Raw genomic sequence first — 23,318 nt, 5'->3', positions numbered from 1 at the left:
TTTGAAATCGGTCGATGGGCCGGCGGGTCCGGCATGCAATGGATGCGCCTGAGCCCTGCGCGGCAGATCGGCAACGGACCTCAGGCCTGGGTCAGGTACCAGCGCCAGTCCTGCTCGCCGACTTCGGCCATGAACTGGCGGTACTCGGCACGCTTGACCGCCAGGTACACACCGAGGAATTCGGAGCCCAGGGCATCCCGTGCCCAGGCCGATTGCTCCAGGGCCACCAGCGAGGTCAGCCAGTCGGTGGGCAGCAGTTCGGTGGCCTGGGCGTAGCCATTGCCCTGTACCGGCTCGCCGGGGTCGAGGTTTTCCCGCAGGCCGCGATGGATGCCGGCGAGAATCGCCGCCGCTGCCAGGTAGGGGTTGGCATCGGCACCGCAGATGCGGTGCTCAATGTGCCGGCTATTGGCCGGGCCGCCGGGCACCCGCAGGCTCACGGTGCGGTTGTCGACGCCCCAGGTGGGGGCCAGGGGCGCGTAGCTGTTGCTCTGGAAACGCCGGTAGGAGTTGGCGTTGGGGCAGAACAGCAGCAGCGACTCCAGCAGGGACGCGAGCATGCCGCCCACCGCCTGGCGCAACAGCGGGGTGCCGGCCGGGTCTTGGCTGGCGAACAGGTTGCGGCCCGCGGCGTCGGCGATGCTCACGTGCATGTGCATGCCGGTGCCGGCCAGGTGATCGAAAGGCTTGGCCATGAAGGTGGCCTGCATCCCGTGCTTGTGGGCCACGGCCTTGACCAGGCGCTTGTAGCGCACGGCCTGGTCCATGGCTTCCAGGGCGTCGCCGTGTTCCAGGGTGATCTCCACTTGCCCGGGGGCGTATTCGGAGATCGCCGTGCGCGCCGGAATGCCTTGCAGCTTGCAGGCGGCGTAGAGGTCGGCGAGGAACGGTTCGATCTGCTCCAGCTCGCGCAGGCCGTAGACCTGGGTGCTGCGCGGGCGACCGCCATCGGCGTCCAGCGCCGGTTGCGGCCGGCCATTGCCGTCGCGCTTGGCGTCCAGCAGGTAGAACTCCAGCTCGCAGGCCATCACCGGGTGGTAACCCTCGGCCTTGAGGCCGTCGATCACCTTGATCAGCAGGTGGCGCGGGTCGGCGATGCTGGCGGGCAGGCCCTCCTGCGGGTGCATGCTGACCTGCACCGCGGCGGTGGGAATCTGCCGCCAGGGCAGGCGCACCAGACTGCCGGCCAGGGGGTAGGCACGGCAGTCGATATCGCCCACATCCCAGACCAGGCCGGAGTTTTCCACGTCGTCGCCGTTGAGGGTCAGGCCGAGGATGGTGCTGGGCAGGGGGCGGCCGCTTTCATACACCGCCAGCAGTTCTTCGCGGTGCAACAGCTTGCCCCGGGGCACGCCGTTGGCGTCGAGAATGAACAGCTCGATCATGTCGATATCGGGGTTGGCGGCCAGGAAGGCACGGGCTTCATCGAGGGCGGCAAATTTCATCGGGATTCTCGCTTGCGCCATTGGGGGCGCGCAGGTTTTCAGGTCCTGCAACGACGCCGCGCACGGGCCGGTTGCAAGGGCAGAAATCAGGTCTGGAAGGGACCACGCAGAAGCGCGATCAGGCCAGCGGCGAGTGATCCGGAGGGCGTGAGGAATGGCGCAGGCGGGAACGGCACAGGGCCATGGGCAGGTTGACCAGAAGCTTCATGGGCAGGGCCTGTCCAGGAAGAGAAAACCGATGACGCCAGCGCGCACCTCATGCACCTCACGAGGGCGTTGGGCAGGGTGCAGCGGGGAGTGGCAGGGCAGTGCGATACGAGCGTCGACAAGCGTACCACCGCCAAGGCGCGGGGCCGTGGAGCGGGTGCAGGCCAATCCGTGGAACGGGCTCTGGGGATGCATCTGCCGGGTGATCTCGCTGTCGAGTTCGGGGTGATTATTCTTGGTTTACACCGGGCGCTGGAGGATGCGAACTGCTGCGGCGAGCCTCCAGGGCGGATCAATACTGCAAGAAAGCGCAGGCCAATGTAAGGGGGGTAAAGGGCGCAAGCCCCTTGGCATGGGGCTTTCGCTCATAGTGAAAACCGCGTGCTAGAGCGGCGCGTCCCGGCTGCCAGGCGTGTCTGATTTTTTTTACAGAGCCTTAGTAGAGGCCCGGCAGCAGGCGCCAGCTGCGGGCGCGATAGGCCTCGTATTCCTCGCCGAAATGCTTGAGCAACAAGGCCTCCTCGGCATGAATCCGCGCAATCAGCGGGACCAGGGTCAGTGCTGCCAGCAACAACCCCAGCCCCGAGCGAAACGCCAGGGCCCAACCCAGGGCATTCACCAGCAGGCCCAGGTAGCTGGGGTTGCGCAGGTGGCGGTAGAGGCCGTCCACCACCAGGCGGTGGTTGGGCTGGATCGCCACCAGCCCGCTGAAGCGCCGGCCGAGGATGAATACCGGCCACAGCCGCAGCCCGCCGCCGAGGATGAACAGCAAGGCCCCGAGCCAGCGCAGGCCTTCGCCGCCGAAGGTGCAGAAATCGATGCGGTCGCTGTAGGCCGGGACGAAGCCGCTCAACAGGCCGATCACCCCGAACACCGGCAGCACCCAGCGGTTGCCCTGGTCTTCCTGCTCGCCGCTGCTCAGGTTGACTTCGCTGTACAGCGCGACGACCACCATCAGCAGGGTGGCGATGGCGATCAGGGTCAACTGTGGATGGCCGAAGAAGGCGGAGAAACCGCCCATGCCCCAGATCGCCAGGCCCAGGTAGGCGATGGCACCGAGGATGCTGGAAACGGCCAGCCTGAGGGAGATTTTCATGATGCGCTGCGCCAGTAGCGGGAACCTGTGTGGAGTGTAGGAGCCCGCCTGCGGGTGAAGGCGTACGTTCGTCCGCTGCAAGGTTCAGCCCGCGGTTTTCTGGGTCAGGTGCCCCGCCAGAAAGTCGATGAAGGCCCGGGTCTTCTGCGGCACCCGCCGCGCCGAGGGGTAGACCACGTTGATGCTGATGGGCGGCGCCTGCCATTTGCGGAGCACCGGCACCAGGCGCCCGGCCGCCAGGGCGTCCTCGACGATGAAATCCGGCAGCAGGGCGATGCCCATGCCGGCCTCGGCGGCCTGAGCCAGCAGGTCGCCGTTGTTGGCGTGCAGCGGTCCGGTGACATGCACCCGCTGCACGTCACTGCCGTTGCTCAATTGCAGGCTGACGCCGCTTTGCAGGTAGCCGTAGTTCAGGCACTGGTGGCTGCTCAGGTCCTTGGGCTGGCGCGGGATGCCGGCCCGGGCCAGGTAGGTGGGGGAGGCCACCATGATCCGCGGTGCCGGTGCCAGCTGGCGGGCCACCATGGACGAGTCCGGCAGGCTGGCAATGCGCAGGGTGACATCGAAGCCGCCGCGCAGCGGGTCCACCTGCTGGTCGCTGAGCACCAGTTGCAACTCGATCAGCGGATGCTGTTCGTGGAACAGCGGCACCAGCGGCCCCAGCCGACGCAGACCGAAGGACATCGGTGCATTGACTCGCAGCACTCCGCGCAACTCGGCGATGCCATCGCGCGCGCGCTGTTCGGCCTCGTCCACCGCGGCCAGCACTTCCCGAACGCTTTCGTAGTACTCGGCACCGGCTTCGGTCAGGCGCAGGCTGCGGGTGGTGCGTTGCAGCAGTTGCACGCCGATGGCCTCTTCCAGCGCCTGGATCTGTTTGCTGACCTTGGAACGGGGCACGTCCATGGCGCGGGCGGCTGCGGCAAAGCCGTTTTCGTCGACGGTGACGACGAAGGCGCGCATGCATTCGATACGGTCCATGATTGTCCCTGTTTTAGAATCAATGATTCTCGATTTTAGGTAATTGTTCCTTTTTCGGCCAGGCCCTAGATTAGCCACCAAGCCGGACGCCACGGGGCGCAAGCAGCGCCATCAGCCGGTCATGTTCGACCCTCACTCTCTGACTGCAAAAGGAACGCGCCATGTCCATTCGTGAATTGCTCAACCCGACCAACTCCGCCCTGATCCTCATCGACCACCAGCCGCAGATGGCCTTCGGCGTGCAATCGATCGATCGCCAGACCCTGAAGAACAACACCGTGGCCCTGGCCAAGGCGGCCAGGATCTTCAACGTGCCGAGCATCCTCACCTCGGTGGAGACCGAAAGCTTCAGCGGCTACATCTGGCCGGAACTGCTGGCGGTGTTTCCCGGCCAGCAGCCCATCGAGCGCACGTCGATGAACTCCTGGGAAGACCGCAAGCTGGTGGACGCGGTGAAGGCCACCGGGCGCAAGAAACTGGTGATGGCGGCGCTGTGGACCGAGGTTTGCCTGACCTTCCCGGCGCTGGAGGCCATGGCCGAAGGTTACGAGGTGTACATAGTCACCGACGCTTCTGGCGGCACCAGCCAGGAGGCCCACGACATGGCCGTGCAGCGGATGATCCAGGCCGGCGCGGTGCCGGTGACCTGGCAGCAGGTGCTGCTGGAGTACCAGCGCGACTGGGCGCACAAGGACAGCTACGACGCGGTCATGGGCCTGGTACTGGAACACAGCGGTGCCTATGGCATGGGCGTGGACTACGCCTACAGCATGGTGCACAAGGCCCCGCAACGTCAGCTGTAGGCGCCGCCTGGCCGGCGAATGCGATCGCACCGACCGCTTCGCTGGCAAGCCACCGCTTACGGGCCTTAACTGTGATGCGCAAATGCATCTCCTAGCAGACACTGGAGCCTTCTGATGAACATCGAACTCACCGACGGTGTCGTGACCCTGCTGGTCCGTCACCGGATCAAGCAGGGCCAGGATCAGGCCTATGAAACCTGGCTGCGGCAGATCATCGCCAAGGCTCGCAGCTATCCGGGGCACCTGGGCATCGACGTGGTGCGTGGCCACAGCGGCGGCCTCGGGTTGTTCACCAGCGTGCTGCGCTTTGCCAGCACCGAACAGTTGCAGCACTGGCTGGATTCCGCCGACCGCCGCGAGCTGGTGCAACAGGCCCAGCACCTGCTGGCCGACGGTGACCAGACCGAAATCAACGCCGATCGCGAATTCTGGTTCACCCCCCAGGACGGCGGTGCACCGACCCCGCCACCGCGCTGGAAACAGGCGTGTGTGACCTTCCTGGTGATCCTGCCGCTGAGCTTCCTGGTGCCGCAATTGTGGAAGCCGCTGTTCGCCCAACTGCCCTGGCTTGGCGGCTACGTGCCGGCCACGGTGCTGATCACCCTGAGCATCGTGCTGCTGGTGGTCTACGTCTTCATGCCCCGGGTCACGCGCCTGTTCAGCCGCTGGCTGCAGCCGCGCAATGCGGCCTGATTCCTTCCCGACCTTCGTTTGGAGCAATGCCATGAAACCCGATGCAATTGCCGATCTGATTCTGTTCAACGGCCGCCTGCACACCGTGGACCGGGCCAAACCCCGGGCCAGCGCGGTGGCGATCAAGGACGGGCGCTTCATCGCCGTGGGCAATGATGCCCAGGCCATGGCCCTGCGCGGCGCCGGCACCCAGGTCATCGACCTCATGGGGCGCACGGTGATCCCCGGGCTCAATGACTCGCACCTGCACCTGATCCGCGGCGGCCTGAACTACAACCTGGAGCTGCGCTGGGAGGGCGTGCCGTCCCTGGCCGATGCCCTGCGCCTGCTCAAGGAACAGGCCCTGCGCACCCCGGCGCCGCAGTGGGTACGGGTGGTGGGCGGCTGGAACGAATTCCAGTTTGCCGAGAAACGCATGCCGACCCTGGAAGAACTGAACCAGGCGGCGCCGGATACCCCGGTGTTCGTCCTGCACCTGTATGACCGCGCCTTGCTCAACCGCGCCGCGCTGCGGGTGGTGGGCTACGACCGCAACACGCCGAACCCGCCGGGGGGCGAGATCGTCCGCGATGGCAACGGCAACCCCACCGGCATGCTGATCGCCCGGCCCAACGCGATGATTCTGTATGCGACCCTGGCCAAGGGCCCCAAGCTGCCGTTGGAGTACCAGGTCAACTCCACCCGCCAGTTCATGCGCGAGCTCAACCGCCTGGGGGTCACCAGCGCCATCGATGCCGGTGGCGGCTTCCAGAACTACCCCGACGACTATCAGGTGATCAACCAGCTGGCGGCCCAGCAGCAACTGACCGTGCGCATCGCCTACAACCTGTTTACCCAGAAGCCCAAGGAAGAACTGGCGGACTTCAAGCACTGGACCTCCAGCGTCACCTACGGCCAGGGCGACGACTTCCTGCGGCACAACGGGGCAGGGGAGATGCTGGTGTTTTCCGCTGCGGATTTCGAGGACTTCCTCGAACCGCGTCCCGACCTGCCGCAGAGCATGGAGCAGGAGCTGGAACCGGTGGTGCGCCACCTGGTGGAGCAGCGCTGGCCGTTCCGCCTGCACGCCACCTACGATGAATCCATCTCGCGGATGCTCGATGTGTTCGAAAAGGTCGACCGCGACATTCCCTTCAACGGCCTGCCGTGGTTCTTCGATCATGCGGAAACCATCAGCCCGAAGAACATCGAACGGGTGAGGGCCCTGGGCGGCGGCATCGCGATCCAGGACCGCATGGCCTTCCAGGGCGAGTACTTCGTCGAGCGCTACGGCGCCAAGGCCGCCGAAATGACCCCGCCGATCCAGCGCATGCTCGCCGAAGGCATTCCGGTGGGCGCCGGCACCGACGCCACCCGAGTCTCCAGCTACAACCCCTGGACCTCGCTGTACTGGATGGTCAGCGGCCGGACTGTCGGCGGGCTGGAGCTGTACCCCCAGGGCCTGAGCCGCGATACCGCGCTGGAGCTCTACACCCACGGCAGCGCCTGGTTCTCCTCGGAACAGGGCAAGAAGGGCCAGATCAAGGTCGGGCAACTGGCGGACCTGGTGGCCCTGTCGGCGGACTACTTCAGCGTCGAGGAAGAGGCGATCAAGTGGATCGAATCCTTGCTCACCGTGGTGGATGGCAAGGTGGTGCATGCCGCCGGTGACTTCGAAAAACTGGCCCCACCGAGCCTGCCGGTGACCCCGGACTGGTCGCCGGTGGCCAAGGTGCCTGGGCATTGGAAGCCCAATGCACCGTTGCAGAACCAGGTGCACCAGTGCAGCGGCCCGTGCGCGGTGCATGCCCACGGGCACCAGAAAGCGCGCATGTCCAATGTGCCGGTGAGTGACTTCCAGGGGTTCTGGGGGGCGTTTGGGTGTTCGTGTTTTGCGTTCTGAGCTGTAGGAGCTGGCTTGCCAGCGAAGGCGGTTTCAAGGCTAACACCGCTTTCGCCGGCAAGCCGGATCCTACGGGTTTGAAATTGGCTTCAATAAAAATGGGCGCTCATGAAGAGCGCCCATTCAATTGTTTAAACAACTAGTTGGTGATTAACGAATTGATCGTGTTACTTAGCAGAACCGATCAATAACCCGAACTTCCGATTTATCCCGCAGCGATTGCCATTCGGCTTTCAGGGTCTCAAGGACCCGGCCGATGAAGTCCTTGTCGGCGGCGGCTTTCTTGCCGACGTAGCCCTGGCCGCGGCGGTACATCTTCAGGCGGGCCGCGAGGTCCCGGTTGTTCTGGTCGAACTCTGCTTCATGGCTATGGGGCGACAGGCAGTCGATATGCACTTGGCCCGACTTGGCGATCCACAGGATGTGGCTGTCGTGGCTGTCTTTCTGTGCGGCGAACATACGTGCCAATTCATCAATAGTGGGTTGATTATTAAGATTCATTTGTAGCCCCCTTGACCATTTATCGATCTATCTAAGTTGATTCGCTAATTCATCTTGCTACGTCGGTAAGTTGAACCCTGATACCGGAAACAGGGCGACAGAGGGTGTCTGTCGGATACAGATAAGGCCCAGAGCCTGATGCGTGTAGTTGCCTTGATTAACTGCTACGCAATAGCGTCACAACGAAGAGAAGCAGCGTAAACCTGGATGAAGCTGCCGACATTCCCACCATCGGCCACAAGCATCTTGAAGAGTTTTCGCCGGCTTCCCGTCGTGGTACTGGACGGTCAATGCCAGGTCAGTTTCATCAATCTGCCTTGTGGGCAGTACACATCCGGGTCACAGCTCGGCGGTCAGACGAGCTTGCTCATAACACCTTTGCCTCGTCCCCCGATCGGGGAGACGTCTGCATCATGCAAGGCCGAAATCCTCTCGTCAACGGTTTTGTAGTGAAAATTTTCAGGCACTACATATTGTCTGACAAAAGCCGAAAAGCCATCATCCGGCCCCCCCAACGCAGGGCTGGGCAGGTAGAATCGGCGCCTTGAAATGTTCTGAGGTTGCAGCGGTGGATGTACAACAAGGCTTCGTCCTGACTCGGCACTGGCGCGATACGCCGGCGGGCACGCAAGTCGATTTCTGGCTGGCCACCGACCGGGGGCCGCGCCAGATCCGCTTGCCGTTGCAGACCTCCGTGGCCTTCGTCCCGGCGGCGCAGCGGGCCCAGGCCGAGCGCTTGCTGACCGACGACCCGGATGTGCAACTGCGCCCATTGCAGTTGCGTGACTTCCACCAGCGCCCGGTGCTGGGCCTGTACTGCCCGCAGCACAATCAGCTGATGCGCCTGGAGAAGACCCTGCGGCGCTCTGGGGTCGAGGTATTCGAAGCCGATGTGCGGCCGCCCGAGCGCTACCTGATGGAGCGCTTCATCACCGCGCCGGTGTCCTTCGGCGGCCAGCCCGGCCCCGATGGCTTGTTGCTGGAGGCGCAGATGAAGCCGGCGCCAAACTACCGGCCGAGCCTCAAGCTGGTGTCCCTGGACATCGAGACCAGCGAGCGCGGCGAGTTGTATTCCATTGCCCTGGAAGGTTGCGGCCAGCGCCAGGTGTACATGCTCGGCAAGGCCCGGGACGACGACAGTGCGGTGGATTTTGACCTGGAGTTCTGCGCCAGCCGCGAGCAGTTGCTGGAGAGGCTCAACCAGTGGCTGGCCGAGCATGACCCCGACGCGATCATCGGCTGGAACCTGGTGCAGTTCGACCTGCGCGTACTCCACGAACATGCCCGGCGCCTGGCGGTGCCGCTGCGCCTGGGGCGTGGTGGCGAGGAAATGCAGTGGCGCGAGCACGGCAGCCGTACCCACTATTTCGCCTCGGCTGCCGGCCGCCTGATCATCGATGGCATCGAGGCATTGCGTTCGGCGACCTGGAGCTTCCCTTCCTTCAGCCTGGAAAACGTCGCCCAGACCCTGCTGGGGGAGGGCAAGTCGATCGACAACCCCTACCAGCGCATGGACGAGATCAACCGCATGTTCGCCGAGGACAAGCCGGCCCTGGCCCGCTACAACCTCAAGGACTGCGAGCTGGTGACGCGGATCTTCGCTAAGACCGAGCTGCTGACCTTTCTTCTGGAACGGGCCACGGTCACCGGCCTGCCCGCCGACCGCAGCGGCGGTTCGGTGGCGGCCTTTACCCACCTGTACATGCCGCTGATGCATCGCCAGGGCTTTGTCGCCCCCAACCTGGGCGAGCTGCCGCCCCAGGCCAGCCCCGGCGGTTTCGTCATGGATTCGCGGCCCGGGCTCTACGAGTCGGTGCTGGTGCTGGACTACAAGAGCCTGTACCCGTCGATCATCCGCAGCTTCCTGATCGACCCGGTGGGGCTGGTGGAAGGCCTGCGCCAACCGGACGAGCAGCATTCGGTAGCGGGCTTTCGCGGCGCGCGCTTCTCCCGCACCCGGCATTGCCTGCCATCGATCGTGACCCGGGTCGCCGAGGGCCGGGAAGTGGCCAAGCGCGAGCACAATGCGCCGCTGTCCCAGGCGTTGAAGATCATCATGAACGCCTTCTACGGCGTGCTGGGTTCCAGCGGTTGTCGCTTCTTCGACCCGCGCCTGGCGTCCTCCATCACCCTGCGTGGCCACGAGATCATGGCCCGCACCCGGCAACTGATCGAGGCCCAGGGGCATCAGGTGATCTACGGCGACACCGATTCCACCTTCGTCTGGCTCGGCGGCCTGCATGGCGAGGAGCAGGCAGCCCTGATCGGCCGTGCCCTGGTGGCCCACGTCAACCAGTGGTGGCGTGATCACCTGCAGCAGCAATACGGCCTGGAAAGCGCCCTGGAGTTGCAGTTCGAAACCCACTACAAACGCTTTCTGATGCCCACCATCCGTGGCGCCGAGGAGGGCAGCAAGAAGCGCTACGCCGGCCTGGTGCAGCGCGCCGATGGCAGCCAGGAGATGGTCTACAAGGGCCTGGAGACGGTGCGCACCGACTGGTCGCCCCTGGCCCGGGAATTCCAGCAGGAGCTGTACCAGCGCATCTTCCACCGCCAGCCCTACCAGGACTATGTGCGCGACTACGTGCAACGCACCCTGGCCGGGCAACTGGATGACCTGTTGATCTACCGCAAGCGCCTGCGCCGGCCCCTGGACGACTACGAGCGCAACGTGCCGCCCCATGTCCGCGCGGCGCGCCTGGCGGACGAATACAACCGCGAGCAGGGCCGCCCGCTGCAGTACCAGAACGGCGGCTGGATCAGCTACGTCATCACCCTGGCCGGCCCCGAGCCCCTGGAAAACCGCCGCGCGGCCATCGACTACGAGCACTACCTGACCCGCCAGTTGCAACCGGTGGCCGACGCCATCCTGCCGTTCGTGCAGGACGATTTCAGCACCCTGGTGGGTGGGCAGATGGGCCTGTTCTGAAGCGCTTCAATCCACCACGAACAGCTTGGCCCCCACGGCGGTGAAGGAGCGGTGCGGCTCGGCGTTGTCCGCCACCTGGTAGCTCATGCCCGGGGTCAGGACGAACCGCCGGCCGTCCTCCAGCTCGGTGTGCAGCTCGCCTTCCAGGCACAACAGGATGTGGCCCTTGGAGCACCAGTGGTCGGCCAGGTAGCCGGGGCTGTACTCCACCATGCGCACGCGAATTTCACCGAACTGCCGGGTGCGCCAGAAGGCGCTGCCGGTTTCGCCGCGATGCTCGGTGGGTTCGATGTTCGACCAGTCGGTGGTGGCGAAGGGAATTGCGCTGATGTGCATGCACGGCTCTTGAGGTTGTGAGGCAAAAGGGGAGAGGGCTCAGTCGTCCACGGCTTCGCAGAGACCACTGGCGCCATGCTTGTCGGTGTACTTGACGGTCACCGATTCGTCGTCCTCGACGCTGATGGACAGGCTGATTTCTGCCGTCTTGACCTGGAAATGCCGGTCATCCACGGCGCTGTTCTTGACTGCTTTGCCGTTGATGTAAACCGGGCCGCCCTGGTCGGCGCTGACTGCCAGATTGCCCGGGCAGGAGACGTTGAACAGTGGAATGCCTTCGGCGTGGGCCGAGCCGGCAAGGATCAGCAAGGTGCCCAGAAACAGGATTTTGCGCATCACAGACTCCTATCCAAAGAGGGCCGCGGGGCCCCGGTGCGGTGTCTAGCCTATCCCTTGGCGCCCCCTCGTGCGAGTGGAAAATTTACCCCGTGCCAGAGCGTTCCGGGAGCTTTGTAGGACAAAAAAAACCGTGGACTCACGGCTGACGGATATGTCAGGTTTCCAGCGCCTCAATGGGCGAGTGATAGGACGATCTCGCAGGCGGGGTCGCAGCTGTCCTATCGGATTTTTTGTCTGGAACAAGGACGTAGCAATGTCAAAAGCACTCTCGGAAGCAGTCGGCAACGGCATCGATTCGGCCGCTCAGGCCAGCCATGCCTACCAGCAAGTTCTGGCCTTCAGCCACCTGTATGACCGTGGCGGCAGCGAGCTGGTGAACGGCAAGCCATCCTTCACCGCCGACCAGGCGGCGGATTCGATCCTGCGCAAAGGCCTGTCCTGGCACGACCAGAACGGCGACGGCAAGATCGACCTGAGCTACAGCTTCCTCACCGAAAAACCGGCCAACTACAACCCCGCCCTGGGCAGCTTCAGCGAGTTCAGCGCACTGCAAAAAGCCCAGGCGCTGCTGGCTCTGCAATCCTGGGCGGACGTGGCCAACGTGACCTTCACTGAAGCGGCCAAGGGTGGCGACGGCCACATGAGCTTCGGCAACTACAACGTCAGCACCGGCGGCGCGGCCTTTGCCTACCTGCCGTCCGGCAGCAGCTACGACGGCCAGTCCTGGTACCTGATCAACGACCAGTACCGGGTCAACGAAACCCCGGGCAACGGCAACTACGGCCGCCAGACCCTGACCCACGAAATTGGCCACAGCCTGGGCCTGTCCCACCCGGGCGTGTACAACGCCGGCAGCGGCAGCCCTACCTACAACGACGTGACCTACGCCCAGGACACCCGCGGCTACAGCCTGATGAGCTACTGGAGTGAGAGCAACACCGGGCAGGACTTCAGCAAGGACGGCGGCGGTGCCTACGCCTCGGCGCCGTTGCTGGACGATATCGTTGCGGTGCAGAAGCTCTATGGCGCCAACCTGGAAACCCGTGCCGACGACACTGTCTACGGCTTCAACTCCAACACCGGTCGGGACTTCTACAGCGCCCACAGCGCTTCGGACAAGCTGGTGTTCGCGGTCTGGGACGGCGGCGGCAACGATACCCTGGATTTCTCGGGTTTCACCCAGAACCAGAAGATCAATCTCAATGAAGGGGGCTTCTCCGATGTCGGCGGCCTGGTGGGCAACGTGTCCATCGCCCATGGCGTGACGGTGGAAAACGCCATCGGCGGCTCGGGCAATGACCTGCTGATCGGCAACGCCGCGGCGAACATCCTCGAAGGCGGTGCCGGCAACGACATCATCTATGGCGGTGGCGGTGGCGACACCCTGTGGGGTGGGGCAGGGGCTGATACCTTCGTCTACGGCGCGGCCGCGGATTCGACCTTCGACGCCCCGGACTGGATCATGGATTTCGTCAGTGGCGAGGACAAGATCGACCTCACCGGGATCCCGCAATTCGCCTCCGGTGGTGCCACCCTGAACTTCGTCAGCGGCTTCACCGGGCATGCCGGCGACGCGATCCTCACCTACTACGCCGAAACCAACCAGACCAGCCTGATGATCGACCTGACCGGTCATGGCGCGGTGGACTTCGCCGTGGGTACCGTGGGCCAGGCGGCGGTCACCGACATCATCGCCTGATCGACCCTGGGTAACGGGAGCGGCGCCTCAAGGTGCCGCTCTTTGGCGAATTTCAGTCACCGCCCCCGCCGCCACAACCTCCGCCCCCGCAGCCACTGCTGTCGCCCCCACCCCCATCGCTGCCGCCACTGTCGCCATCACCGCCGAAACGCGAGCTGTCGCTGTCGCTGCTGCTGCCGGAAGAGTCGCTGTCCAGGGAGCTGCTGTGCAGCTCGCTGCCGCAGTGCACCAAGGTGGCGCTGCCGCCGTTGTCGGTCAGGCGGCGCAGGGACTGGCAGTCGGCGACGTAGTGAAAGCCCCCGGCGATCTTCAGCTTGGTGTCCAGGGCGAACAGCAGTGGCAGGCGGCTGGGCTGGGCCGGGTTGATGTTTTCTTCCAGGCAGGCCTGGCGCCAGACCCGGCGCAGGCCGTTGTCGCTTTGTTGCGCGGCGTTCTGGCCGAGCACCGCCGCCGGGGTGTGGTGGAGGAACTGGCCGAAGGCCTGGTTGCAGAACTGCTGGTAGTCCCGGGTATGCAAGATGAATTCGTGCCACAGGTCGTCCACCACCTGGGACGGCATCGACACGTAGCGCTGGCCGCTCTTGAGGTAGGCGAGAAAGAACTGGCGCAAGCCCTGGGCCACCAGCTGGCAGTCCTTGAGGTTCAGGTGCGGGTGCTGGGTGCGCAGGGGCTCGAACAAGCGCGGCGGCAGGGTGAAGTTGCGGATGTGGGCTTCCCGACGCAAGGCCGTGAGGGCTTTCTGACGGCGCCAGAACACCAGGATCAGGGCCAGGGCCACCACTGCGGGCAAGATCAACAGCATGTTCGGTCTCCGCCGGAAAAAGTGCCGAGACAGTGGCGCAATGCGGCGTTTTATTCAAGCCATCGCCGTGCGCCTGCTGCCGGTGGTGGGGATCGGGGACACAGGCCGGGAAAAGTCCATCAGGGCCAACCAGCACTTCTATCTTCTGCTTATTGCCGGACCACGACTTGGCTGGCCAGGGTTTACACACCACACGGAAGTCACCCCATGAAAGCACGCAGAACCCCCATTGCCGTTGCCATCGGCCTCGCCGGCCTGTGCCTGTTGCCCACGGTGCAGGCCGACCAGGGCAGCGACACGGTGGCCCGCCTCAACCAGTTGTACAACGACACCCGCCAGGATTGCGGCGGCCCGTCGAAACCGGCATTCCTGTGTTCCGGGGTGCTGTTTCGCGCCACCTGGCCGTCCACCGACTACCAGTTCTACAGCATCAGCCCGAAAAGCCAGGCCAGCGGCGGCGTATCGGCGTCCTACCTGCGCAAGGATTCGAAGTTCCGCAAGCTGGCCTACGGACTGCAGAGCGGCTTCATCTTCGACACCATCTTCGGCAACCCCAAGGATCACCAGGACTATGCGGTGCTCTGTTCCTTCCCCATCGACGCTGCCACCGACGACCGCGGGCAGCAGGGCTGCACCGACTCGCGGCGCACCCCGGGCAATGTCGAGAAGTACTGCCACGAGATCGGTGTGACCACCGCCGAGCAATGGGGCGCCAACTACCGACAGAACCGTGGCGACCACTCGCGCCAGTGTTCCTTCGATGTACGTGACGAACGCAACAGCGCCGCCGGCCCGGCGTTCTACCAGAGCATCCGCTCCATGGCGCAGATCGCCGCAGAATCCTTCGGCACTCAGAATGAGCTGCGCCTGGCCAAGTGGGAGGAAAAACCGCCGCAATCGCCCTCGATCCTGGCCCTGTTCTACACCGAGGATGGCGGCCTGGAAGGTGCGCGGCTGAACCAGATCCAGTGGTACAAGGCCGTGCAGCAGTACCTGCCGGTGATCAACATGAAGCTGCCGCAGACGCCGGCGCAGGACGCGAGTTTCGTCTACGACAACAAGAAGCAGGTGATCTACCCGATCACCGAGAAGAACAGCTGCGATCGCTATGTGCAGAGTGCGGTGTGGATCGAACGTGATGACCCGGGCTTCGGCAAGAAAGTCATGACCCTGGAAGTCACGCCCACCGATTGCGGGCGCAACGTCAAGGACAACCAGACCAACAACTTCTTCAACGAACTGGCCAGCGACCACTACCTGGATGCCCAGTGGAAGAACAACCCGGACAACCGCGACAGCAGCGTGGGCAGCATGCGCCGGCAACTGGTCTGCCACTTCAATATTGCGCGCAACAAGCCGGAGTGGAACCTGGAGCCTTCACGGCCCTACACCTCCAACGAAGACTCCATCGCCAAGGGCTGCAACAACACCTGAGGCCCGCCAGACCGCCTTCGCCGGCAAGCCGGCTCCTACGGCCCCCGCACTATCACCGGCCACCGTAGGAGCTGGCTTGCCAGCGAAGAGGCCCGCAAGACCGCCCCCGCCGGCAAGCCCGAGCACGCTGCTCAGTTGTGGTTGATGTCGACGTCCCGGGTTTCCCGCAGGCACAACAACCCCACCACCAGGCTGACCCCGGTAATCAGCACCGGGTACCACAGGCCATAGAAGATATCGCCGGTGTAGACCACCAGGGCAAAGGACACGGTCGGCAGGAAACCGCCGAACCAGCCGTTGCCGATGTGGTAGGGCAGGGACATGGAGGTGTAGCGGATACGGGTCGGGAACAGCTCCACCATCAGCGCCGCCAGCGGGCCGTAGCACATGGCGGCAATCAGGATCAGCGCGACGATCAGCACCACCACCATGGTCTTGTTGACGTTCTGGCTGTCGGCCTGCTGCGGATAACCGGCCAGGGTCACTGCGCCGCGCAGGGCGGCCTCGTCGAAGCCGTTGATCTTCACATCACCGACGCTGACCTGCACCGGGCTGCCGGCGGGGGCGGCGATGCTGCTGTAGGGCAGGCCCTGCTTCACCAGGAAGGTCTTGACCTTGTCGCAGGGGCTGTCGAAGCGCGCCTTGCCCACCGGGTCGAACTGGAAGGTGCAGGTGGCCGGGTCGGCGGTGACGCTGATGGGCGCCTGGCGGCTGGCCTGGTCGATGGCCGGGTTGGCGTAGTGGGCCAGGGCCTTGAAGATCGGGAAGTACAGCAGCGTGGCCAGCAGCAGGCCGAGCATCAGCACCGGCTTGCGGCCGATCTTGTCCGAGAGCCAGCCAAAGAAGATGAACATCGGCGCGCCGATCACCACGCTGATGATCAGCAGGCTGTTGGCCAGGGCCGGGTCCATCTTGAGGAACTGGGTGAGAAAGAACAAAACGTAGAACTGCGCGGCATAGAAGGTCACCGCCTGCCCGGCATTGATGCTGAACAGGGCGATCAGCACCACCTTGAGGTTTTCCCACTTGCCGAAGGATTCGCGGATCGGCGCCTTGCTGGCGCGGCCTTCCTCTTTCATTTTCAGGAAGGCCGGCGACTCGTGCAGGCTCATGCGGATCCAGGTGGAGATGCCCAGCAGCACGATGGACAGCAGGAACGGCAGGCGCCAGCCCCAGACCTCGAACTGGTCGCCGGTGAAGTAACGGCAGGCCAGCACCACCAGCAGCGACAGCAGCAGGCCCAGGGTCGCGGTGGACTGGATCCAGCTGGTGTGCAAGCCGCGCTTGCCCTGGGGCGCGTGCTCGGCCACGTAGGTGGCGGCGCCGCCGTACTCGCCGCCCAGGGCCAGGCCCTGGAGCATGCGCAGGGCCACCAGGATGATCGGCGCGGCGATGCCGATGCTGGCGTAGTTGGGCAACAGGCCCACGGCGAAGGTCGCAACGCCCATGAGGATGATGGTGGCAAGGAAGGTGTACTTGCGCCCGATCATGTCCCCCAGGCGGCCGAACACCAGGGCGCCGAAGGGGCGCACCACGAAGCCGGCGGCAAAGGCCATCAGGGCGAAGATGAAGGCCGTGGTGTCGTTGACCCCGGCGAAGAACTGCTTGCTGATCACCGCCGCCAGGGCGCCGTAGAGGAAAAAGTCGTACCACTCGAACACCGTGCCGAGGGACGACGCGAAGATGACCTTCTGGCTGCCCTTGGCAGTGGAGTCCTGCAGGGGCGCGTTCAGGGGCTGTGCGTGTTCTGACATAGGGGGCTTCCTTACAGTGATTATTGTTGTTGTTCCACTGCCGACGCCGTTTCCGGCGCCGCTGTTGCAGATTCACCGCGACCGCACGATGAACCCTCGTTTCCCTCATCCGTAGGAGCTGGCTTGCCAGCGAGGAGGCCCGTGAGCCAGGTGCCGGCCTTGGAGGCGCCTTCGCCGGCAAGCCGGCTCCTACATCAGGTGCATCTGTTCCTGCTGTCCCGTAGGAGCTGGCTTGCCAGCGAAGAGGCCCGTAAGCCGGGCGCCGGCCTTGGGGGTTACTTCGCCGGCAAGCCGGCTCCTGCGCTCATGCCGGGGTGGCGGGCTCCTTGTGCTGGACGGTGCTCCTGGGGACGCTGGCAAGGATCAGTTCAGCGGCCTTTTCAGCGATCATCAAGGTCGGTGAGCAGGTATTGCCCGAGGTGATGCGCGGCATGATCGAGGCATCGGCGATGCGCAGCCCCGCAATGCCGTGCACCCGCAGTTGTGCGTCCACCACCGCCTGGGCATCGCTGCCCATGCGGCAGGTGCCCACCGGATGGAAGATGGTGGTGCCGATGCGGGCCGCGGCCTCGTGCAGTTGCTCGGTGCTTTGCAGCTCGGGGCCGGGCAGGTATTCGCTGGGCTTGAAGGGTTGCAGGGCCGGGGCGCCGACGATGCGTCGGGTCAGGCGGATGGCGTCGGCGGCGACCCGCAGGTCCTCGGGGTGGCTCAGGTAGTTGGGCTGGATCAGCGGCGCATCGCCGGCCTCCACGGAACGGATCTCGACCCGGCCACGGCTCTGCGGGCGCAGGTCGCAGACCGAGGCGGTAAAGGCCGGGAAGGCGTGCAGCGGTTCGCCGAAACGCTCCAGGGACAGCGGCTGCACGTGGTACTCCAGGTTGGCCCGGGTCTGTTCCGGGCCCGAGCGGGCAAAGGCGCCAAGCTGGCTGGGGGCCATGGACAGCGGGCCGCTGCGGTCATACAGGTAGCGCAGGCCCATGCCCATCTTGCCCCACAGGCTGCCCGCGATCTGGTTCAGGGTGCGGGCGTTCTCCAGTTTGTAGATCAGGCGCAGTTGCAGGTGGTCCTGCAGGTTGCCGCCCACCCCGGGCAGGGCATGGCTGACGCCGATCCCCAAGCGTTGCAGGAGCGGCGCCGGGCCGATCCCCGAGCGCTGCAGGATGCTCGGCGAGCCGACGGAGCCGGCGCAGAGGATGATCTCGCGGCGCGCCTTGAAGTTCTCCAGGCGCCCCTGGCAACTGGCCCGCACCGCTGTGGCGCGGCCGTCCTCGAGGATCAGCCGCTGCACCTCGATGCCGGTCAGCACCACCAGGTTCGGGCGCTGGGCGATGGGTTTGAGAAAGGCCTTGGCGGCGTTCCAGCGCACCCCGGCCTTCTGGTTGACCTGGAAGTAGCCGCACCCTTCGTTGTCGCCGCCGTTGAAGTCGTCGATGTTGCGAATGCCGCTCTGCTCGGCAGCGCTGCGAAAGGCATCGAGGATCGGCCACGACAGGCGCTGGCGCTCGACCCGCCATTCACCGGCGGCGCCGTGCAGTTCGCTGCCGCCGGCAAAGTGGTTCTCGCTTTTCTTGAACAGCGGCAGCACCTGGTCCCAGCCCCAGCCCGGGTTGCCTTCAGCGGCCCAGCTGTCGTAGTCGGCAGCCTGCCCACGCATGTAGATCATGCCGTTGATCGACGAGCAGCCTCCCAGCACCTTGCCCCGCGGGTAGCTCAGGCTGCGGCCCTGCAGGCCGGGCTCGGCCTCGGTCTTGAAGCACCAGTCGGTGCGCGGGTTGCCGATGCAGAACAGGTAGCCCACGGGGATGTGGATCCAGGGATAGTTGTCGCGGCCACCGGCTTCCAGCAGCAGCACACGGTGCTGGGGATTGGCCGACAGGCGATTGGCCAGAAGACAGCCGGCGGGGCCGGCGCCGACCACGATGTAGTCGTAGGCGTCAAAGGCAGGGAGCATCCTTAACCTCGTTTTTCGTTCTTATTGGGAGCCATCCTAGTTGTTAGCTTTCGTTAAAAGAATGTTAGTTTTTACCCACCCGCTGTGAGTTTTCTAACAGCGTTGGCCTTCGACTCCGGCAAGGAAACCCCATGTTCGACTGGAATGACCTGCGCTTCTTTCTTGAGCTGCAACGCAGCGGCCGCCTGCTGACCGCCGCGCGACGGCTGAACACCACCCACGCCACGGTGGCCCGGCACATCGAGGCGGTGGAGAAGGCCCTGGGCACCGCACTGTTCGTCCAGCACGCCCAGGGCTACGAACTGACCCCGGCCGGCGAAGCGCTGCTCAAGCACGCCGAGGCCATGGAAAACGTCGCCTTGCTGGTGCAGGAAGAGATCACCCAGTCCAGCGCGCCTTTGGGCAAGATCCGTGTCGGGGTCACCGAGGGCCTGGGGGTGAAGTTTCTCGCCAGCCGCATGGTTGGGCTGTTCGAGCGGTATCCAGGGCTGGAAGTGGAACTGGTGGCGGTGCCGCGCTTTGTCAGCATTCTCAACCGCGAGGCGGAGATCAGCATCCACCTGGAGCGCCCCAGCGCCGACATGCTGGTGACCCGCAAGCTCACCGACTACCGCCTGGCGCTGTACGCCAGCCAGGCCTACCTGGACCGCGCGCCGCCCTTGCGCAGCCGCGAGGACCTGGGCCGGCATGCCTGGATCGGCTACGTCGATGATCTCTTGTTCAGCCAGGAGCTGATGTTCCTCAACAGCTTCTGCCGCAACCCCCAGGTGGTGTTCCACAGCACCAGTGTCATTGCCCAGCAGGAAGCGGCCCGTTCCGGCCTGGGGATCGCCGTGCTGCCGTGCTACATGGCCGCCGCCGATCCGCAACTGGTGCCGCTGCTGCCGGCGGAAAGCATCCAGCGCGCCTACTGGATCAGCACCCGCCGCGAACTGCACAAATCGGTGCGGCTGCGGGTGGTCTGGGATTACCTGGTGGAGCAGTGTGCGGCGCAGCAGCAGGTGTTGCTAGGGCCTGAGATCTAGCCTGGTTCAGAGGATCGGCCCGCAATGGACCGAGCTGCGGATCGGTGCCCCGGGCGTGATATCGACGAAGCGCGAGCCGTAGGACACTGGGTTCAGCGGGCCACCGTCCAGGCCCATGCCCAGGCCTCCGGCGCTGCGGGTTTCGCCTTCCTGCATCAGTGGATCAAGGCATGCGCGCCAGTCCAGCAGGCGCAGGGTCACAGCCTGGCGGCGTTCCAGGTCGCCGGCCAGCAAGGGGCTGGAGCGGTGCCACAGGTACTTGCTGAACAGCAGGGCGTCGCCGGGTTCGAACGAGTCTTCGATGCGCTGTGCTTCGAAGCTGTCGGTGAGCATCCCGGGCGTGCAGTAGGTCTGGTGCAGGTGCGCGGAAAATTCGGCCACCGACTCGCCCCGTGCCAGTTTGCCTGCCAGCAGGCGCGAGAACTGAAAATTCTCCTGGGCCGAGAATTGCGACAGGGGCACCCAGGCCATGCCGCCACCTTGCACTTCGGGGCGGATCGGCTGCAACGGCATCCACAGGCTGAAGGCCGGGTCCTGGGGGCGGATGTAGCGAAAGTTCAGCGAGTCGTAGTGCCAGGCAAAGCCCGAGCGCCCCACCCCCAGCTCGAAACTCTGGGCCTCGCTCATGATCAGGCGGCAGCCGCTGAGGCGGGTCAGCACCTGGGCGAAGGCCGGTTGCCGGTAGAGGCGTTCGAGGATGCCGACTTGGGTCACCCGGTGGGTCAGGCGACTGAAACCGTCGCCATGGGCCGAGGTACCCGAGGGGGCAGGACGCAGTTGGCTGTTGGCCAGCTCCCGCAGTTGCAGGATGGCCGCAGGCGTCAACAACCCCCGCAGCTTGATGAAGCCACGCTCCTTGAAATGCCGTAGATCGTCCTGGTCCAGGCGTAGCGGGTTGACCAGGGCAGGGGCGGTGTCAGGCAGGACCGGTGGCAGGTTCACGGGGGTATTCCATTACCAGGGGACAAGGCCCTTGAGTATGGACAGTGCGCGCTGGGGCGGCAGGCTGGATTCGACCTTGAGCAACGCCTTTGCGACATCGGGCAGGGAGGACGGCGCCTTAGTCGTCAGGCCGGATGTAGCGGTCCCGGGCCTGGAGGGTCGGTGCCACCACGGCGCTTGTCAACGAGCCGGCCTGGTGCCGGGGCTGCCGGCAGGCTCGCGGACCGCTTGCTGGCGAGTTCCCAGCAACAGCCCCATGGCCAGCAGGCTGGCGCAACCGGCCAGGGCCATGGCCAGGCGAAAACCGCTGGTCATGGCGGCGCCATAGAGGTCGGCGAACAGCGGGTCGTGCAGCGGCAGGCGGTGTTCGGTCACCGCTTGCCGGGCCAGTTCGGCGGCGCCGTCGAACCCGGCCGCGGCGCCGGATTCGCTGAGCACTTGCACTGCCCGGGTGCTCATCAGGCTGCCGAGCAGGGCGATGCCGACGCTCATGCCGGTCTGGCGCAGGGCGTTCATGCTGGCCGAGGCGATGCCGGCGCGCTCTGCCGGTGCGCAGGCCATCACCACCAGCCCGGTGGCCGGCACCGCCAGGCCCATGCCCAGCCCCAGCAGACCGAACAGCGAACCCACCCGCCAGTAGGGCGTGTGGGCATCGAAGCCGGCCATGGCGCTCATGGCCAGGCCTACCAGGCCATAGCCGCCAACCATCAGCCAGGGCAGGGGGATGCGCCGGTGCAAGCGGCCAAAGAGCATCGATACAACACCTGTGACCACGAACTGCGGAAGCATGCGCAGGCCGGTGTCGGCGGCGGACCAGCCCTGGATCTGCTGCAGGAAGATCGAGAAGAAGAACAGGCTGCTGTAGCAGGAAAACCCGAGGATGAACGAGGCCAGGTTGGCCACCGCAAAGGGCCGCTGGCGAAACAGGGTGACGGGCACCAGGGGCCGCTGCACTCGACGCTCGACCTGGATCAGGGCCAGCAGCGCCAGCGTCGCCAGCAGCAATGAGGTGAGCGCCTCGCGGCTGCCGAAACCGTCCTCGCCAGCGACGATCAGGCCGTAGGTCAGGGCCCCCAGGCAGAGCACGCTGAGGATCTGGCCCAGGGGGTCGAGCGCGGCGTGCTGGGGGTACTTGCGCTCGCTGATGCCCCAGCCGCCCAGGGCCAGGGCCAGCAGGCCGATGGGCAGGTTGATCAGGAAAATGCTCTGCCAGCCCAGGTGCTCCAGCAACAGGCCACCCAGCAGCGGGCCGAGGATCAGGGCCAGGGCGCTGAAGGCCGACCAGCCGCCGATCACGTGGGCCCGTTGCCGAGGCTCGGGAAAGGCGTGGCTGAGGATCGGCATCGCTCCGGGAATCAGCAGGGCCCCGGCCAGCCCCTGCACTGCGCGCCCGGCCAGCAGCAGCGAAAGCTCCTGGGCCAGCGCGCACAGCGCCGAGCCGAGGCAGAACAGCAGCACACCGATCAGCCAGCAGCGTTTGTGACCAAAGCGATCCCCCAGGGGGCCTGCCGAGAGCATGAACGCCGAGAGGCAGATGGCGTAGGCATTGACCACCCATTGCAGACCGCCCAGGTCGGTGGCCAGGGCCTGCTGCAAGGTTGGCAGGGCGACGTTGACGATGCTGATGTCGAGGGACGCCAGGAAGGTCCCGAGGTAGGCGGCGGCGACCAGGGCCGGGCGACGATAGCGCTGCATGGTGTATCTCCCGCAAGGTCTGGAATGGGCTTGCAGGGCGAGCATAGTATTTCGACTGACCGTCGGTCAATGGAGAATGAAAAAGATTCTCAACTCTCTTTTCCCCCACAAATCCCCTAGAATGGCGACCTTTGTCGAACAGCCCGGATTCGTTCATGAGTGTCAAAACCTCCCCGGTTGCCAAGCGCGCTGCCCAGCCGCGGCCGCGCACCAAACCGGCCGAAGTACGCCTGGAAGAGCTGATGGCCGCCGCCCAAGACCTGTTCCTCAGCCAGGGCGTGGAAGCCACCACCATCAGCGAGATCGTCGAGCGCGCCGAGGTGGCCAAGGGCACCTTCTATCACTACTTCCAATCCAAGAACGACATGCTGGTGGCCCTGGGGCAACGCTATACCCAGCACTACCTGCAGCGCCTGGAGCAGGCGGTGGCGGCCTGCCCCGAGGACGACTGGGTGGCGCAGCTCAGCAGCTGGATCCGCACCAGCGTGCAGGCCTACCTCGACACCTACCGCCTGCACGACATCGTCTACCCCAACCACCATCATCACGACCGCGGCAACCCGGAAAAGAACGCGATCCTCGAGCAGTTGCTGGGCCTTCTCGAAGGCGGCCAGCGCGCCGGCTGCTGGTCCCTGGCCCAGCCAGGGGTGATTGCTTCGCTGATCTACGCCGGGGTGCATGGCGCCACCGACGATGTGATCGCCGCCGGCGAGGACGATGGCCGGGCCCTGGCCGAGGCCATTGTCCAGGCGTGCCTGCGCATGCTGGGCCTGCCTCCTTCTTGATGTTTCCACGGGTAAAAGG

19 protein-coding genes are annotated in these 23,318 nt (G+C 65.1%); 8 read left to right on the top strand and 11 right to left on the bottom strand.

Features of this window, described 5'->3' with window-relative positions:
• Positions 1-80: 80 nt before the first annotated feature.
• From M2395_RS08575 to M2395_RS08565, 3 genes are all read right to left on the bottom strand, one after another.
• The gene (locus M2395_RS08575) at positions 81-1,445 is read right to left on the bottom strand and encodes a glutamine synthetase family protein (RefSeq protein WP_077933906.1); all 1,365 of its coding nucleotides are present in this window, start codon (positions 1,443-1,445) and stop codon (positions 81-83) included.
• Positions 1,446-2,088: 643 nt separating this feature from the next.
• Positions 2,089-2,748: an isoprenylcysteine carboxylmethyltransferase family protein gene (locus tag M2395_RS08570; RefSeq protein ID WP_077933907.1), complete on the bottom strand. Its 660-nt coding sequence runs from the start codon at positions 2,746-2,748 to the stop codon at positions 2,089-2,091.
• An 84-nt stretch (positions 2,749-2,832) separates the two neighbouring features.
• On the bottom strand, positions 2,833-3,729 hold the full coding sequence (locus M2395_RS08565; protein WP_077933908.1) for a LysR family transcriptional regulator: 897 nt from the start codon (positions 3,727-3,729) through the stop codon (positions 2,833-2,835).
• Between the two features lie 161 nt (positions 3,730-3,890).
• Here M2395_RS08565 and M2395_RS08560 point away from each other — a divergent pair, with 161 nt between their 5' ends.
• From M2395_RS08560 to M2395_RS08550, 3 genes are all read left to right on the top strand, one after another.
• Positions 3,891-4,532, top strand: a complete 642-nt coding sequence (locus M2395_RS08560) for a hydrolase (protein WP_015635223.1) — start codon at positions 3,891-3,893, stop codon at positions 4,530-4,532.
• 114 nt (positions 4,533-4,646) lie between these two features.
• Positions 4,647-5,225: an antibiotic biosynthesis monooxygenase gene (locus tag M2395_RS08555; protein ID WP_053157816.1), complete on the top strand. Its 579-nt coding sequence runs from the start codon at positions 4,647-4,649 to the stop codon at positions 5,223-5,225.
• 31 nt (positions 5,226-5,256) lie between these two features.
• A complete protein-coding gene (locus tag M2395_RS08550; protein ID WP_053150865.1) occupies positions 5,257-7,107 on the top strand; it encodes an amidohydrolase in 1,851 nt (616 codons plus the stop codon).
• Positions 7,108-7,278: 171 nt separating this feature from the next.
• Here M2395_RS08550 and M2395_RS08545 read toward each other — a convergent pair whose 3' ends face one another.
• Positions 7,279-7,608, bottom strand: a complete 330-nt coding sequence (locus M2395_RS08545; RefSeq protein WP_011060776.1) for a hypothetical protein — start codon at positions 7,606-7,608, stop codon at positions 7,279-7,281.
• 568 nt (positions 7,609-8,176) lie between these two features.
• Here M2395_RS08545 and M2395_RS08540 point away from each other — a divergent pair.
• Positions 8,177-10,537 (top strand): DNA polymerase II, encoded by a 2,361-nt coding sequence (locus M2395_RS08540; RefSeq protein ID WP_123430969.1) that lies wholly within the window; start codon positions 8,177-8,179, stop codon positions 10,535-10,537.
• 6 nt (positions 10,538-10,543) lie between these two features.
• Here M2395_RS08540 and M2395_RS08535 read toward each other — a convergent pair whose 3' ends face one another.
• A complete protein-coding gene (locus tag M2395_RS08535) occupies positions 10,544-10,873 on the bottom strand; it encodes a DHCW motif cupin fold protein (protein WP_011060778.1) in 330 nt (109 codons plus the stop codon).
• A 39-nt stretch (positions 10,874-10,912) separates the two neighbouring features.
• Positions 10,913-11,209 (bottom strand): hypothetical protein, encoded by a 297-nt coding sequence (locus M2395_RS08530; RefSeq protein ID WP_053150873.1) that lies wholly within the window; start codon positions 11,207-11,209, stop codon positions 10,913-10,915.
• 256 nt (positions 11,210-11,465) lie between these two features.
• On the opposite strand from M2395_RS08530, the gene M2395_RS08525 reads away from it, so the two are divergent.
• Positions 11,466-12,911 (top strand): serralysin family metalloprotease, encoded by a 1,446-nt coding sequence (locus M2395_RS08525; RefSeq protein ID WP_015635227.1) that lies wholly within the window; start codon positions 11,466-11,468, stop codon positions 12,909-12,911.
• 52 nt (positions 12,912-12,963) lie between these two features.
• Here the strand turns inward: M2395_RS08525 and M2395_RS08520 are convergent, their stop codons facing one another.
• Positions 12,964-13,713, bottom strand: a complete 750-nt coding sequence (locus M2395_RS08520; protein ID WP_123430968.1) for a hypothetical protein — start codon at positions 13,711-13,713, stop codon at positions 12,964-12,966.
• A 207-nt stretch (positions 13,714-13,920) separates the two neighbouring features.
• Here M2395_RS08520 and M2395_RS08515 point away from each other — a divergent pair, with 207 nt between their 5' ends.
• On the top strand, positions 13,921-15,147 hold the full coding sequence (locus M2395_RS08515; RefSeq protein ID WP_011060782.1) for a DUF2599 domain-containing protein: 1,227 nt from the start codon (positions 13,921-13,923) through the stop codon (positions 15,145-15,147).
• Between the two features lie 131 nt (positions 15,148-15,278).
• Here the strand turns inward: M2395_RS08515 and M2395_RS08510 are convergent, their stop codons facing one another.
• Complete coding sequence (locus tag M2395_RS08510; RefSeq protein ID WP_011060783.1) at positions 15,279-16,901, bottom strand: MFS transporter; 1,623 nt, start codon at positions 16,899-16,901, stop codon at positions 15,279-15,281.
• Between the two features lie 304 nt (positions 16,902-17,205).
• Complete coding sequence (locus M2395_RS08505) at positions 17,206-18,852, bottom strand: GMC family oxidoreductase (RefSeq protein WP_015635229.1); 1,647 nt, start codon at positions 18,850-18,852, stop codon at positions 17,206-17,208.
• A 131-nt stretch (positions 18,853-18,983) separates the two neighbouring features.
• On the opposite strand from M2395_RS08505, the gene M2395_RS08500 reads away from it, so the two are divergent.
• A complete protein-coding gene (locus M2395_RS08500) occupies positions 18,984-19,877 on the top strand; it encodes a LysR family transcriptional regulator (RefSeq protein WP_011060785.1) in 894 nt (297 codons plus the stop codon).
• A gap of 6 nt (positions 19,878-19,883) precedes the next feature.
• Here the strand turns inward: M2395_RS08500 and M2395_RS08495 are convergent, their stop codons facing one another.
• Positions 19,884-20,819, bottom strand: coding sequence for a phytanoyl-CoA dioxygenase family protein (locus tag M2395_RS08495; RefSeq protein ID WP_053157839.1), 936 nt, complete (start codon positions 20,817-20,819; stop codon positions 19,884-19,886).
• Positions 20,820-20,999: 180 nt separating this feature from the next.
• Positions 21,000-22,514, bottom strand: coding sequence for an MFS transporter (locus M2395_RS08490; RefSeq protein ID WP_185057791.1), 1,515 nt, complete (start codon positions 22,512-22,514; stop codon positions 21,000-21,002).
• 155 nt (positions 22,515-22,669) lie between these two features.
• On the opposite strand from M2395_RS08490, the gene M2395_RS08485 reads away from it, so the two are divergent.
• On the top strand, positions 22,670-23,299 hold the full coding sequence (locus M2395_RS08485; protein WP_015635232.1) for a TetR/AcrR family transcriptional regulator: 630 nt from the start codon (positions 22,670-22,672) through the stop codon (positions 23,297-23,299).
• Positions 23,300-23,318: the final 19 nt, after the last annotated feature.

Origin of the sequence: Pseudomonas sp. BIGb0176 (assembly GCF_024810175.1) — a bacterium.
Taxonomy (GTDB): Bacteria; Pseudomonadota; Gammaproteobacteria; order Pseudomonadales; family Pseudomonadaceae; genus Aquipseudomonas; species Aquipseudomonas protegens.
The sequence above is the reverse complement of the archived record's forward strand: the minus strand, read 5'-3'. Positions and strand labels throughout refer to the sequence as shown.

Excerpts from the sequence above, each read along its gene's own strand:
- M2395_RS08575 (WP_077933906.1), bottom strand. The coding sequence starts at position 1,445 with ATGAAATTTGCCGCCCTCGATGAAGCCCGTGCCTTCCTGGCCGCCAAC.
- M2395_RS08570 (WP_077933907.1), bottom strand. The coding sequence starts at position 2,748 with ATGAAAATCTCCCTCAGGCTGGCCGTTTCCAGCATCCTCGGTGCCATC.
- M2395_RS08565 (WP_077933908.1), bottom strand. The coding sequence starts at position 3,729 with ATGGACCGTATCGAATGCATGCGCGCCTTCGTCGTCACCGTCGACGAA.
- M2395_RS08560 (WP_015635223.1), top strand. The coding sequence starts at position 3,891 with ATGTCCATTCGTGAATTGCTCAACCCGACCAACTCCGCCCTGATCCTC.
- M2395_RS08555 (WP_053157816.1), top strand. The coding sequence starts at position 4,647 with ATGAACATCGAACTCACCGACGGTGTCGTGACCCTGCTGGTCCGTCAC.
- M2395_RS08550 (WP_053150865.1), top strand. The coding sequence starts at position 5,257 with ATGAAACCCGATGCAATTGCCGATCTGATTCTGTTCAACGGCCGCCTG.
- M2395_RS08545 (WP_011060776.1), bottom strand. The coding sequence starts at position 7,608 with ATGAATCTTAATAATCAACCCACTATTGATGAATTGGCACGTATGTTC.
- M2395_RS08535 (WP_011060778.1), bottom strand. The coding sequence starts at position 10,873 with ATGCACATCAGCGCAATTCCCTTCGCCACCACCGACTGGTCGAACATC.
- M2395_RS08530 (WP_053150873.1), bottom strand. The coding sequence starts at position 11,209 with ATGCGCAAAATCCTGTTTCTGGGCACCTTGCTGATCCTTGCCGGCTCG.
- M2395_RS08525 (WP_015635227.1), top strand. The coding sequence starts at position 11,466 with ATGTCAAAAGCACTCTCGGAAGCAGTCGGCAACGGCATCGATTCGGCC.
- M2395_RS08520 (WP_123430968.1), bottom strand. The coding sequence starts at position 13,713 with ATGCTGTTGATCTTGCCCGCAGTGGTGGCCCTGGCCCTGATCCTGGTG.
- M2395_RS08515 (WP_011060782.1), top strand. The coding sequence starts at position 13,921 with ATGAAAGCACGCAGAACCCCCATTGCCGTTGCCATCGGCCTCGCCGGC.
- M2395_RS08510 (WP_011060783.1), bottom strand. The coding sequence starts at position 16,901 with ATGTCAGAACACGCACAGCCCCTGAACGCGCCCCTGCAGGACTCCACT.
- M2395_RS08505 (WP_015635229.1), bottom strand. The coding sequence starts at position 18,852 with ATGCTCCCTGCCTTTGACGCCTACGACTACATCGTGGTCGGCGCCGGC.
- M2395_RS08500 (WP_011060785.1), top strand. The coding sequence starts at position 18,984 with ATGTTCGACTGGAATGACCTGCGCTTCTTTCTTGAGCTGCAACGCAGC.
- M2395_RS08490 (WP_185057791.1), bottom strand. The coding sequence starts at position 22,514 with ATGCAGCGCTATCGTCGCCCGGCCCTGGTCGCCGCCGCCTACCTCGGG.
- M2395_RS08485 (WP_015635232.1), top strand. The coding sequence starts at position 22,670 with ATGAGTGTCAAAACCTCCCCGGTTGCCAAGCGCGCTGCCCAGCCGCGG.